Genomic DNA, 13,063 nt, shown 5'->3' with positions numbered 1-13,063 from the left:
GCATCAGTCCTCGATTGTGGCGTCGTCGCCAGCGACTGCGGCGGTGACGTCCAGGTCGTTCTCGGCCACAACGAGCGAGTTCTCGATGTTGGTGAACTCGGCGTCAATGTCGCCAACCTCTACTTGGGTAACGTCTACGTCGCCGACATCCACAGACTCGTCGTTCAGGGAATCGTTGAGCGAATCGTTCACCGAGTTATCGGTATTGCCGAAGTTCTCAAGGGTTGCATCAACGTCAATCGAGCGGTCCGAGTTGTCATTCAACGAGTCATTGATCGAGTTGTCGGTATTGCCGATGTTCTCCAGAGTTGCATCAACGTCAACCGAACGGTCCGAGTTGTCGTTCAAGGAATCATTGATCGAGTTGTCGTTGCCGGAATCCCTGACATCGATGTCTGTGGAGTTGTCGGTGTTGCCGACATTATCCAGATCGGCGTCGATGTCGACATCGGTGTTGAAGGAGTCGTCGATGTCCGTGTCCGTGTTGCCGACACTGGCATCGCGGCCGGCGTTGATGGAGTTGTCCGTCGAGTTATCCGTTGAGTTGTCCGTGTTGTAGGAGTCCTCGATGTTGTTGGAATCCTCAACATCAGCGTCGTCGCCGGCCGCGATGGCACGGTCGCCCGAGGCCACTACGGAATCGTTGTCGAACCACTGCCGGACGTCGCCGTCAGCCCAGATGTTCTGGTTGACGGACTGGTCGGTGATGGTGTCCCGGTCGTCCACCGTGGAGGTGTAGGAGTAGTTGTTCACCACGTGGTGCAGCTGCTGGATGGCGTGTGCATGGTCGTCGTTATCGTGGTGGCCGCCGCCGTGGCCGCCGCCAGCCGGCGGCGGGGTGTAGCCGCCGCCACCGTTGTGGTCGGTGCTGGAGTTGTTGCCGCCGGTGTTGTAGTCCCGGTCGAACCGCGAAGCGTTGATCGTGACCGGTGCGTAGTCCAGGACAACCGGCATGGCTGCGTCAACGTCAGCCGAGCAGACGCCCCCAAGGCCATGGTCTTCAAGGACGCGTTCCGGATCATCCAGGAAGTCCTGGGCGGCCTGGCGGTCGCCGAAGAGATGCATCAGGAACTGGACGAGATCGTTTGCGAGTGTCATTTGATGGTCCTCAATCTTCTCGAAAGTTGCGGATCGCCCGGCGTCCTTACCGGGCTTGAATCAAACGTAGGGTTACCTGCGGGGGCCGGGCATCGGTCCATTTCCCCCTGCCGGCGGTCCCCCCTTCCGGGCAAGCGCCGGCAGGTCCGTTAGGGGCCTTAGGGGCTCATTCCTGTTCGGGATTTTCAGGGGCCAGGGCCAACCGGAGCCTGGCCAGCAGATCGGAGCGGCTTTCAGCTCCGAGGCGGCGCCGCATCCGGGCGATGTGGTGTTCGGCAGTCCGGGGGGAAATGTAGATTGCCTCCCCAATCTCCCGGTACGTCTTGCCTTCCAGCACCAGCCTGGCCACTTCCTTTTCCCGCTCGCTCAAACCCGAGCCGTCCGGATGCATGCCGTTGGCCGCTTCGGCCGCCGGGGTTCCGGCCTCAGGGACGGGAGCGGCTCCGTTTCCGCCCGGGTTCGACTGCGGGTGAAGATCCCTGGCGCAGGACAGCAGACGCACCATGTCCTTGCGCTCTTCGGCCCGCGCCGCTGCATGTCCGGCAAGCCTGGCGCCTTCCCACGGCATTCCTACCCTGCCCAGGCTCCGCGCTGCCGCCTCGACGTCCGCTGGCTGGAAGTTCCCTGCCAGCACCGAAACCCAGGCCTTGCCCGCGCGGGCGAGTACGGCGGCGAGGTGGTTATGGTTCGCGGCCCGTGCCAGAGCGGCGGCGTGGGGGGCAAGATCTGCCGGGCTCTCGCTGAGCAGCGCCGCCTGGACGGCTGCCCAATGGAACGGCACTGCCCAAAGGGGCGCATCACCAACGCGCCCCAAAAGCTGGTTCGCCTCGTCCAGGTAATACGCCACCCTGCGGGTCTCCCTCAGCCGGGCTGCGGCGATCATCAGCTCGCCCCACGGCAACAGGCTGTAAAGGTCCACCGCTGTGTGCAGCATTGCTTCGCGCGCCCGCTCCCAGGCCAGGATGAGTTCCGGGATTTCGCCGTTCCGCCGTGCGAGCCCCACTTCCAGCGCCGCACACAGGAATTCGTCGCGCGGGACCAGTGGCCAGGGGTTCGCCTTCGAGGCCTCATTGATGGCAAGCCGGGCGTCGTCCACCTTGTCCTGCTGCATGAGCGACCATGCCTGCAGCAGGAAGAGCCTTGGCTTGGCGGCATTTCCGCCCTGCCCAGCGGCAGCGGCCGACCGGCACACGGTTTCAGCCAAATGGGGTTCCCCTTGGTGCAGGGCGAGGAGCGCGGCAAGGACCGCCGGGGTATCCGGAAGGGGAAGGGCCGTGCCCGCGGCGTTGAGCATGTCCGAGGCGTGGATCAGCACCGGGAGCGCCTGGTGCGGGTCCTGGGCCAGCGACTCGAGGATGCCTTTCCCTGTTTCCGCGAGGGCTGCCGCCAGCAGCGTGGGAGCTGACGGCGGAGCGTCTGCCCGGAATAAGGATGTGGCACCGGCTATATTGCCGCAGCCGATCATGGCGACAGCGGCCATGGGCGCGGAGGGACCAACCCTCGCGGCACCAAGCCAGCTGTAGGCGTCGGCTCCCCTGGCGAGCATGCCCCGCTGCGCCCACACTGCCGCCGCAACATCCACCCCGCGGCGGACGTCCGGAGGATCGGTGCAAACCAGGAGGGTGTCGATGATCCGGGCGGCCGTATCCAGGTCCCCATCGGCTGCAGCAGCCTGGGCACGGCGTGCGGCCGTGGCAATGTCATCGGCTCCGGCCAGCAGGGCCTCGTCGTAGAGCTGGACGGCCAGTCCCGGATCATGTTCGAGTGCCTTGTCAGCTGCGTGTTCAAGCTCGAGCGCGACGCGGGAGTCTGCCAGGCCGCCGCGGGCCAGCTCGCGGGCGAGGTCTCCGAGCGGCTGGCCGTCCGCCGCATACGTGGACACGAGTTCGCGCTGGAGTGCGTGCACCCTGGCCGTTGACGCTACGGTCAGCAGGGCGTGCTGGGCGGGGCCCACCACCGTCCCGTCCGGGGTCAGCAACCCGGTGGATTCCGCCCGCTTCACCAGGGCGTCAAGGCTTTCCACCTCGCAGCCGTCAATCTTCCGCTGCAGGTCCGCGGGCAACGGACCCGGCAATACGAAACCTACGGACAGCGCCAGCAGGAGCTCGCGGACCGCCGCGTTTTCGCCTCTAAGCTGCCTGGCCATCTGTTCGGCAGCGTGCGGCGAATGGCCGGGGTTCAATTCCGACGCCAGGAAAACATGGCCTTCCGCGTGTGAATTATGGCCGACCATCCTAGACCGCCGGCACGGTGGGAACGGGTGTCACCGGCTCCGTCAGGGTTGGTGCGGTGGTGGGAGCCGGCTCCACTACAGGAGGCGGGGGCGGCGGCGCCACCGTGGTGGCAGGAGGCGGGGGCGGCGGCGCCACCGTGGTGGCAGGAGGCGGGGGTGGCGGCGCCACCGTGGTGACAGGCGGAGGCGGCGGCGGCGCTTCGGTAGTGACAGGTGGAGGCGGCGGCGCTTCGGTCGTGACAGGCGGAGGCGGCGGCACTTCCGTTGTGACAGGCGTAGGCGACGGCGCCTGCGTTGTGGGATCAGGGACCGGGGTCGTGGGAGCAGTCGTCGGCAACGGGAGACCCGTCACCGGATCAGTGGGCGTCGGAGTCGGCGTCGGCGTCGCAGGATCAGTTGTGGTCGGCACGGGCTGGCCCGTCACCGGATCGGTCGTTGTCGGCACCGGCTGACCGGTCACCGGATCAATTGCGGTTGGTGTTCCGGTGGGATTGGTGGTTCCGGGAGCACCACCGCCGCCCGCGGAACCCGCGCTTCCACCTGCGCCCGCTCCTGAACCAGCAGCGCCGTCCGATCCTGCCGCGCCATTGGCCGCGGCCGCTTGCTGCGAAGGCCGGCTGGTGGGAGAAGCCTCGACGTCAAGGCCCACTGCGCTGGCCGCCTCGGCTCTTTTGTCCACCTCGGCTCTTTTGTCCACCCCGGCTTCGATGCCGGCCAACGGCACGCCCGCTGCCGCAGCCGCTGGCGCACCCGCGCCGCCTCCGCCGCCTGAACCGCCGGCGTCGGCAGCAGCCGGACCCTCGTCAGCAGCCGCGCCCACTTCCGGCACAAAGATGGCCGTCAGCTCACTCAAGCCTGCCGGACTCTGGGCCGCAGTGGCAGTAAGGACAGTCACCAGAGCTGCCGCGGCCGCAATTGCCGTCAGCCGGACGGTCGGCTTCGGGGCGTGGGCGCCGCCGTGGCCGTGGCCGTGGGCAGCGGCGGCGGCTGCTGAAAGGGCGCCGCCCGCCGTCGTACCCTTGTGGCGTGACCAGCTGGCATGGTGCGCAACGTGCCCGCCGGCCTCCAGGGCGGGAACAACGCCGGCTTCCGGCGCCTCACCGCCCGCTGCCTGGGCTTCCGCCCGGGCGAGCACCGCGGACACCGCGGCGCCCAAGCAGATGGAGGATTTGGGGTCGGCGTCGACGGCGATGGGCCGGTCGAGCGTCTCGGAGATCAGCTGCGCCACGAGCGGGATCCGTGATGATCCGCCAATCAGCAGCACGGCGGAGAGGTCGGCCGGTTCCAGCTCCAGCTGCGCCAGCGACTGCTCCAGCGCCTCGACGGTATCGCGGACTGAATCCTCAATCAGCGCTTCGAAGTCCGCGCGCACCAGGCGGATCTGCTGCTGGAAGCCGGGAAGGAGCACCGAAATGCTGGCCTCGCTGTCCGAGGAGAGCGCTTCCTTGGCTTCCACGCATTCGCGCCGCAGCCTTCCGAGGGCACCGCGCACCCCTGTATCGGCCAGGTCAAGCGCAGACAGGACGTCGCCGGTGTGCCCGGCAACGTAGCGGAATACCGCCGCATCGAAGTCAGCGCCACCCAGGTTCTCGATTCCCTCCGGGCGCCCCACCAGCTGGAACCGGTTGCCACCGGCCTTCCGCAGGACAGCGGTGTCAAAGGTTCCGCCGCCAAGGTCGTAGACGGCGATGGTGCTGCCGGCCTCCACCCGGACCTGCGAGGCGTAGTACAAGGCCGCCGCCTCCGGCTCGGGGACGAGCGAAACGTGGTCCAGGCCTTTGGCGGCCAGGGCCGCCAGAATCACGGAAATCCGGTGGCTGCCCCAGGCAGCGGGGTGGGTGAGGATGACTTCCGACGGCGGAGCTCCCTCGCGCTCCGTTGCCCGGTCCACTACCCAGCGGGCCATCGTGGCGAAGACGTCTTCGGCAGGCAGGGACAAATCCCCCACCGAAATGGGGACAGCATCACCCACGCGGCGCTTGAATTCGCGCACCACCCGGCCGGGGGAATCGAGTCCGCGGCGTTCTGCCGCCTCCCCCACCAGCAGGGGGCCTTGCTCCGGGTAGTACAGCACCGAAGGCACCGCCGCTCCGCGGAGGCCCAGCGGCAGGGACTCAGGAGCAGGAGAAGCTTGCTGGCCAAATCTGGCCACGGCGGCAGCGGTGAAACTGGTCCCGACATCAATGGCGAGAACGTAGCTCATGGGAACCTCAGGAAAAACTCGCGTTTCGCCTGCAAGCTTCATCACTGGCGAACGTCACCAAGGTAGCATCACGGCACGACGGCGAACACCCCTATTGCTACACCGATTGGTTATTTTCCTGCGACTCCCCCGAGTTACGGAAGAAACCCCTGTTCAGAGCCCGGAGTACGAGTGAAGCCCGTTGAAGAACTGGTTCACGATAGTGAAGTTGAAGATGACGCACAGGTAGCCGACGATCGAGAGCCAGGCAGCACGTGTTCCGGTCCAGCCGCGGGTTGCGCGCGCGTGGAGGTAGCCAGCGTAAACCACCCAGATCACAAAGGTCCATACTTCCTTGGTGTCCCAGCCCCAGAACCTGCCCCACGCCTTTTCCGCCCAGATGGCACCGAACATCAGGGTGAACGTCCAGCCGATGAAGGCAATGGCGTTGATCCGGTAGGACAGGTTTTCCAGGCTCAGCGCGGACGGCACCAGGCGCATGAAGCCGAGCTTGTCCGCGCCCCCGGCTGCAACGGTTTTCTGCCGGTGGGACTGGACCAGCTGCAGGGCGGACATGGCGAACGTCAGGGTGAACAGCGCGGAGGAGAGCACCGCGATGGACACGTGGATGATCAGCCAATAGCTCTGCAGGGCGGGGACGAGGTGCCCCACCGGGGTCCAGTACGCCACCGAGGCAGCCACCAGCATGATGATGCCCAGGCCCACCACGAACGTTCCGAGGAACCGCAGGTCGCGCCGGATCAGCACCAGCAGGAACACGGCAATGGCCACGAAGGCACCGGTGGTGAGGAATTCGTACATGTTGCCCCACGGCACGCGGCCGGCGCCCAGGGCGCGGGTCAGCACGCCGGCGCCGTGGATCACTGCGCCCAGGACGGTCAGGGCCACGGCCACCCGTGCGGGGGCGCGCCGTTCAGCGGCGTACCGCATGTCGCCGTCGGCGGTGATGACTCCCCCGCCCCCTGCGCCTTCCGGCCGGGCAGTGGACGACGACGGCCGTTCAGCCCTGCCCGCCGGCCCGGCCAGGTGGGACTCACTCCGGCTCCCCGCACCTGCAATGGCCGGCACCTTAATCGACTCTTCGGCCTGCGCGGCCTTGAGGTCGATGGCCCGCAGGGCCTTGCTGCTCTTCGCTAGGTCCCATGCGAAAGCGATGAAGGCCACCGTGTACGTGCCGGCCGCCAGCAGCATAAAAAGCTCGCTGTACTGGCCCATGGTTTCGTTGATTCCGAACGGCATTACTGGTCCTTTTCGGGCCCGGAGGGGCCGGCTGGGGTGCGAGGGGCGGTCGTGGCAGCGCCTGCGTCATTATCGGGGATGCGGCTGGGAGTTTGCTGTGATTCGCGGGAGTCCGCATCTTCAGCCAGCTGCCACTCCCCGGCCAGCAGCTTCCGGACGGCGTCCGATTCACCGGCGAGCCGGTGGTCTTCGCCGCGGGCCAGGAGCCCGTATTCCACCATGGTGCGGCCGTCCGCGTGGGTGCCGGTACGGATCCAGACACGGCGGCGGTTGACGTAGAGGGACAGGATCAGGCCGGCTACCGCCAGGAGCGCAAAGATCAGGGCGTAGAGCTGGCCGGGGTTGTGGTGGATGTCCACGCCGATGTAGCGCTTTACGCCGTCAAAGCTGATGGTGCCCTTGCCGTCCGGGAGCGTGTAGCTGGTGCCGGGGGCCAGGGTGATGCCGCCGGCGTCAAGGTTGCGGGCGTTCAGCGGGGTCAGGTCCTTGACGTCCAGTTCGAAGACGTTCTGCGGGGAGCCCGCATCCAGGCCAAGGTCTCCGTAGTAGGAGTTCAGGGTCAGCTGCGGATTGAACAGCTCGGGATCGCCGCTGAAGGAAACGCCCGCATTGGAGACGAACGCGGTGGGCAGGAAGAAACCGGCGAATCCCAGCTGGTCCGGCTTGGCGTCGGGGACCTTGATCACCACGGAGGAGTAGTAGTTGTCCCCTTGCAGCTTGGCCACCACCGGGCCCTGCATGGCCACGTTGCCGGCGCCGTCCTTGATGGTTACCACGGGGGCGTAGCCGTTGCCGGTGAGGTAGATGCTGGTGCCGCCCAGGGTGACGGGATCGTTGACCTTGAGGATTTCCTGCTTGGCTGGCGCGTCCGGGCTTTCCTTGGTGGTCACGGCGGCGGAGAAGTCGATGGGCTGGCCGAATTTGCCCTGGGATTCGCGGTCGAACGTGATGTCGAACTTGTCCAGCTGGAGGGAGTAGGGCTGCAGTTGGCTGGACTGGAAGTTGGTGCCCGGTGTGAACTGGTCGTAGCCCACCAGGGTGTTCACGAACGTATCGCCCTCCACCAGGATGCGCTGGCCGCTGTAGCCGAACAGTCCGCCGATGGCCACTGACACCAGCACTCCGATCAGCGAGGTGTGGAACACGAGGTTTCCCACCTCTTTAGCGAAGCCGCGCTCGGCACCGAGGGAGGGGCGTTCGCCGTCGGCGTCGCGCACCTCCACACGGTAGCCGCGCTTCTTCAGCAGCCCGGCGGCACTGGTGATGGCTTCCGACGCCGGGATCCCGACGTCGGCCGGAATGACCAGCGTGCCGTACTCGGGCAGGCGCGAAAGCCGCGCGGGGGTACGTGGCGGCTGGGAGCGCATGGCCTTGTAGTGGGCGATGGCGCGCGGCACCACGCAGCCGATCAGCGAGATGAACAGCAGCAGGTAGATGGCCGAGAACCAGGCCGACGAGTAGACGTCGTACAGCTGAAGGGTGTCCAGCAGCTTGCCGTAGTCCGGGTTGTCCTTGATGTACTGCGTAACCACGGACGGGTTGGCCGGCCGCTGCGGGAACAGGGAGCCCGGGACCGCCGCGACGGCGAGCAGCAGCAGGAGGAACAACGCGGTGCGCATGCTGGTCAGCTGGGTCCAGGCCCAGCGGAGCATGCCCACGGGCCCCAACGCCGGCAGCGCAGCGTCAGCCTTGGCCTCCGCTACCGGAGTGGAGGACTTTTTCTTTACGTTCACACGCTCGCTCATCAGATCGGCAACTTCACATCGGTTTGGAACCAGTACTGCAGCCCGGTGACCCAGGTTCCCCAGACGCCGCTGGCCATCAGCAGGCCAAGGAGCACCAGGATGCCGCCGCCGGTGCGCTGGATGGCAAGGCGGTGCTTGCGGAAGAACGCCATCACGCCCATCCCCCGGCGCAACGCCAGGGCGATCAGCAGGAACGGGATCCCGAGCCCCAGGCTGTACACAAAGGCCAGGAAGGCGCCCTTCGCCGCGGACGAGCCGCCGGACAGGCTCAGGAGCTGGACCGCGGAGTAGGTGGGCCCGATGCAGGGCGCCCAGCCGAGCCCGAAGGTCAGGCCCAGCAGCGGCGCGCCCCACAGCCCTGCCGGCGGCTTGGCATGGATCTTGGCATCACGCTGCAGCCAGCCGAAGCCGCCCATAAACACGATGCCCATCACCATCACCAGGATGCCCAGGACTTGGGTGATCCAGGCGTTCTGCGAGCCGGTGATCAGGCTGCCCAGCTGGCCGAACGCACCGCCCAGCAGGACGAAGATGACGGAGAAGCCCAACACGAACAGGCCGATCCCCACCAGCATCCGGCCGCGCTTCTGCTTTTCCAGGTCCACCCCGGACAACCCCGTGACGTAGCCGAGGTAGCCGGGCACCAGCGGCAGGACGCACGGGGACAGGAAGGAGACCAGTCCGGCCAGCAGCGCCACCGGAATGGCAAGGAGGAGCGAGCCGTTGAGGATGGCTTCGGCGAAGGGGCTGTTCACGGCTACTCGGCCACGGCGGCAGCGATGAGGGCCTTCAGGGTGCCCTTTTGGATTTCGCCCAGGACGCGGGAGGCCACGCGTCCCTGCTTGTCCAGAACCAGCGTGGTGGGGACTGCGCCGGGGGGAACCAGCCCTGAGACGGACAGGAGGACGCCGCCGTCCTTGTCGTCAAAGCTGGGGTAGGTCAGGTTGAAGGACTTCTCGAAGGCTTCCGCGGTGGCTTTCTCATCGCGGAGGTTGACGCCGAAGAACTGCACGCCCTGCGGCTTGAACTCCTGGTGGAGCTCCTCGAGGATGGGCGCTTCCACCCGGCACGGGGCGCAGGCGGCGAACCAGAAGTTCAGGACGGTCACTTTGCCCTGGAAATCCGACGGCGCCACGGCAGCGCCGCTGAACAGAGTCCCGTTGACCTGCACGGCGGATTTGCGGTCCGCGGCGGCGAACTCCGTGACGGAGCCGTCGCCGGCGACATAGTTTTTGTTGTCCCCGGCCCTGGCCTGCTCGGCGAGTGCATCCTGCTGGGCGCAGCCCGAGAGGCCCAGGGTGAGGGCGGCCAGCGCGAAACCGCCCGCAGCAAGGACGCTGCGGCGGGAGGTTGACGGCACGGCCGGATTGTTGCTTTCAGTCACTACTAGGCTCCAGGGGTGCTGGCGGCACCGGGAAGAAGGGACGCCGCGGGTTCGCTGTACATAACGCGCACAAGCGCGCCGTCGTCGTCGAAGACCAGCGACGTGATGGAGGTCAGGGTGCACTCGCGCTTGCGCGGATCGTGCCACAGGGGTTTGCCTTCGGCACTGAGACGGGTTGCCCAGATGGGGAGCTGGTGGCTGACCATGATGGCCTCAGGCCCGTCCGTCCCGAACTCGCCGTCCGCCAGCTCGATGGCGCGCAGGCGCGCCTCCTGCACGGCTGCCATGACCCGGGCTGCCTGCTGCTTATACGGCTCACCCCACGAAGGCCGCAGGGGATTAACCAGGCGCGGCCAGTGCTTGGGCCGGCGGAGTTCAGCCTTGGTGACCTTCATACCCTCGAAGTAGTTCTCCGCTTCGATGATCCGCTCGTCCGTGTGGATCTGCAACTGCAGCGCTTCCGACGTCGGCCGGGCGGTTTCCTGCGCGCGGTCCAGCGGCGAGGCGGCCAGGTAAGTAATGCGGGCGCCGCCGGCAGCGCGCTGCCGGAAGTGCTCCGCGAGCATGCGCGCCATCTCCTGCCCCAGCTCGGAGAGGTGGAATTCGGGCAGCCGTCCGTACAAAACGCCGTCAGGGTTGTGGACCTCGCCGTGGCGGAGCAGATGGACAGTGGCTTGGGGCATGTTTACCAGTTTCTCAAAGATGGCGTGCGATCCGAAATCTTCTACATCCAGTAGAACTGAAGTTTATGAAGAAATGTTCCGGGATCGGGAACAAAAGATGCAAATGCATGTTTATAGTAGATGCAGCAGTTAGTTGAGACTTCAACAGATGAAGCTTCAACACGTACACCCGACAAACAGGCATCACCCTCTAAGGAGCAACATCATGGCACTTCCCGCAGACGTCACCACCGGAACCTGGACCCTCGACAACTCCCACAGCGAGATCGGCTTCACCGTTCGCCACGCTGGCATCAGCAAAGTCCGCGGCCAGTTCACGGAAGCCGCTGCCACCCTGGACCTCGCCGAGGACGTGGCCGATTCCAAGATCAGCGCCACCATCAACACCGCCAGCTTTGACTCCGGCGACGCCAACCGCGACGGCCACGTCAAGGGCGAGGACTTCTTCGACGTGGAGAAGTTCCCCGAAATCTCCTTCGTCTCCAACGGCCTGGTGGCCAAGGGCAACAGCTACGAACTGTCCGGCGACCTGACCATCAAGGGCGTCACCCGTCCCGTCACCCTCGAGACCGAGTTCAACGGTGTGGCCGTGGACCCGTTCGGCAACACCCGCGCCGGCGTCTCCGCCGAAACCACCATCAGCCGCAAGGACTTCGGCCTGACCTGGAACGCAGTCCTCGAGACCGGTGGCGTGCTGGTCAGCGACAAGGTTGCCATCAACCTCGAACTCGCCTTCATCGCTCCCGCGGCCTAATTCAACGGTCAGGTTTCTTTCCCTGAAGAACCCGGACTAAACAGCAGCACCCCGGCACCGGCTTCGGCCAGTGCCGGGGTGCTGCTGTTTAAGGTGCGGCCTTCTAAGGGTGCCGCCCTTTGTCCCATCCTGCGCCGTGAAGCCGGAACCCGTTGCGCAGGGGAAGTCCCTGCGCAACGAACCGCGAAGTCACTGCGCTTACGGGCCCGCCGCAGCGGTACTAAAACCCGTGGCGCGGCTACAGTGAGGGCCATGAGCAACTTTGAGGATGCCAGGCCGCGCAACGCTTTCGCCGCGATGTTCTCGGTGGCCGGCCTTCCCACCGAGCTCAAGGTCTCCTTCTGGATCTGGTTCGTCGGCGGCCTCCTCGGCCTGCTCGGCGGACTGCTCGGCATGCTCGCCTCGCTGACCCTGTTTGCCGCAGCACCCGGCGCGGCCCTCGGGGTCCTGTTGCTGATGGCGTTGGCGGCCGCCGTGGGCACCGCACAGATCGTTTTTGCCTTCCGGATAAAGGCAGGAAGGCAGTGGGCCCGGCTGGCCCTCACCATCCTCACCGCCGTTACCCTGGTCCTTGCCCTGGCCAACCTGGCGATGCGGGTAGGCCAGGGCGGCAACTGGGCCGGCTTCCTCATCAGCCTTGCAGCAACAATCCTGCTGTGGGTGCCCCGGTCACACGCGTGGTTCGCTGCTGCGGGCAGCAGGAGCGGCAGCAGCTGAGTGGCCCGGCGGGCAACTGCTTTTCAAGCAGGTGTACCCGCGGAACGGCGGGCGGAATACCTCCCTGGAATGACCCCCAAGCGGCCGGTCCGGGGGTACGGTGGACTTAAGCCATGCTGGGGGTAGGGCGCAGGACCGAAACCCGGCAGCCCACCTGGATCCCGACATGCAAAAGGACAGCTCATGAGTAATCCTCCCGTCCCGCCTCCCGTGCCCAACGACCCCGAGCAGGGCAACCAGCAGCCGCGCTACGGTGAAAACGCTCCGCAATACGGCCAGCAGTCCGGGCAGAACCCGCCCCAGTACGGTCAGAACGCCCCGCAGTACGGGCAGTCCGGCGCACCCCAATATGGGCAGAACGCCCCTCAGTACGGCCAGAACGCTCCCCAGTTTGGCCAGAACCCGCCGCAGGCGCCGGGCTACGGACAGCAGCCGTATGGCCAGCAGCCCTACGGCCAGTCCCCCTACGCCCAGTACCCGTCCGAGCAGCCGCAGGCAGGGGGCAGCACCGGTGTGCCGCAGCTGGTCAATATCTCGTTCTGGCTGCTGATCGCTTCCGCCGCGATTTTCGTCATCTCGATGCTCACCGGCCTCACCCAGCTGGATGACCCGGTGTTCCGCCAGACCTTCGAGCAGCAGGTGGAGGGCACCGGAGCAGGAGTCACCTACGAGGACATGAAGGGCGTCATCGCCGGCACGCTGGTGGTATTCGCCATTATCGGCGCCGGGCTCTACCTGCTGGTGGCGTTCTTCATCCGGAAGGGCAAAAACTGGGCCCGCATCCTGGGCACCGTGTTCGCCGCGCTGTCCATCTTCGGTCTGTTCGGCGTTCCTTCGCTTGGCACCCTCGGCACCCTGCTGGGGATCGCCGCGATCGTGCTGCTGTACCTGCCGGCGTCCGCTCCGTACTTCCGGAAGCAGCAGCCCTTCGCCAACCCGTACGGTGGCGGCATGGGCAACCCTTACGGCCGGTAATCAAGCATTTCCCACACCTGCGGGCGTGGGTC

The 13,063-nt window shown here is 66.3% G+C and carries 11 protein-coding genes; 3 read left to right on the top strand and 8 right to left on the bottom strand.

Translation table 11 applies throughout. The features are described 5' to 3' along the window. Positions 1 to 3: 3 nt before the first annotated feature. The 8 genes from AC3A4Z_RS14950 to AC3A4Z_RS14915 form a co-directional block, all read right to left on the bottom strand. Positions 4 to 1,098, bottom strand: a complete 1,095-nt coding sequence (locus AC3A4Z_RS14950) for an IniB N-terminal domain-containing protein (RefSeq protein ID WP_498712468.1) — start codon at positions 1,096 to 1,098, stop codon at positions 4 to 6. 166 nt (positions 1,099 to 1,264) lie between these two features. Further along, a complete protein-coding gene (locus AC3A4Z_RS14945; RefSeq protein WP_498712467.1) occupies positions 1,265 to 3,331 on the bottom strand; it encodes a LuxR C-terminal-related transcriptional regulator in 2,067 nt (688 codons plus the stop codon). A gap of 1 nt (position 3,332) precedes the next feature. Beyond that, entirely contained in the window at positions 3,333 to 5,534 is a 2,202-nt protein-coding gene (locus AC3A4Z_RS14940; RefSeq protein ID WP_498712466.1) for an Hsp70 family protein, read from the bottom strand. Between the two features lie 153 nt (positions 5,535 to 5,687). Further along, positions 5,688 to 6,773 carry a c-type cytochrome biogenesis protein CcsB gene (ccsB, locus tag AC3A4Z_RS14935; protein ID WP_493972427.1) on the bottom strand — a complete coding sequence of 362 codons (1,086 nt, stop codon included), beginning with the start codon at positions 6,771 to 6,773 and terminating at the stop codon, positions 5,688 to 5,690. Further along, the gene (gene resB, locus AC3A4Z_RS14930) at positions 6,773 to 8,518 is read right to left on the bottom strand and encodes a cytochrome c biogenesis protein ResB (protein ID WP_498712465.1); all 1,746 of its coding nucleotides are present in this window, start codon (positions 8,516 to 8,518) and stop codon (positions 6,773 to 6,775) included. The genes ccsB and resB overlap by 1 nt, the downstream gene beginning before the upstream one ends. Then, positions 8,518 to 9,273 (bottom strand): cytochrome c biogenesis protein CcdA, encoded by a 756-nt coding sequence (locus tag AC3A4Z_RS14925; protein WP_493972429.1) that lies wholly within the window; start codon positions 9,271 to 9,273, stop codon positions 8,518 to 8,520. Before AC3A4Z_RS14925 ends, resB begins: the two co-directional genes overlap by 1 nt. A gap of 2 nt (positions 9,274 to 9,275) precedes the next feature. Further along, the gene (locus tag AC3A4Z_RS14920; protein WP_498712464.1) at positions 9,276 to 9,902 is read right to left on the bottom strand and encodes a TlpA family protein disulfide reductase; all 627 of its coding nucleotides are present in this window, start codon (positions 9,900 to 9,902) and stop codon (positions 9,276 to 9,278) included. 2 nt (positions 9,903 to 9,904) lie between these two features. Beyond that, complete coding sequence (locus AC3A4Z_RS14915; protein ID WP_493972431.1) at positions 9,905 to 10,585, bottom strand: histidine phosphatase family protein; 681 nt, start codon at positions 10,583 to 10,585, stop codon at positions 9,905 to 9,907. Positions 10,586 to 10,790: 205 nt separating this feature from the next. On the opposite strand from AC3A4Z_RS14915, the gene AC3A4Z_RS14910 reads away from it, so the two are divergent. From AC3A4Z_RS14910 to AC3A4Z_RS14900, 3 genes are all read left to right on the top strand, one after another. Beyond that, positions 10,791 to 11,339, top strand: coding sequence for a YceI family protein (locus AC3A4Z_RS14910; RefSeq protein WP_493961511.1), 549 nt, complete (start codon positions 10,791 to 10,793; stop codon positions 11,337 to 11,339). A gap of 252 nt (positions 11,340 to 11,591) precedes the next feature. Further along, a complete protein-coding gene (locus tag AC3A4Z_RS14905; RefSeq protein ID WP_498712463.1) occupies positions 11,592 to 12,056 on the top strand; it encodes a hypothetical protein in 465 nt (154 codons plus the stop codon). 183 nt (positions 12,057 to 12,239) lie between these two features. Next, positions 12,240 to 13,031, top strand: coding sequence for a hypothetical protein (locus tag AC3A4Z_RS14900; protein WP_498712462.1), 792 nt, complete (start codon positions 12,240 to 12,242; stop codon positions 13,029 to 13,031). Positions 13,032 to 13,063: the final 32 nt, after the last annotated feature.

This window comes from Arthrobacter sp. Soil_C_49 (genome assembly GCF_057656635.1).
This window is presented reverse-complemented; position numbering and strand designations above follow the sequence as displayed.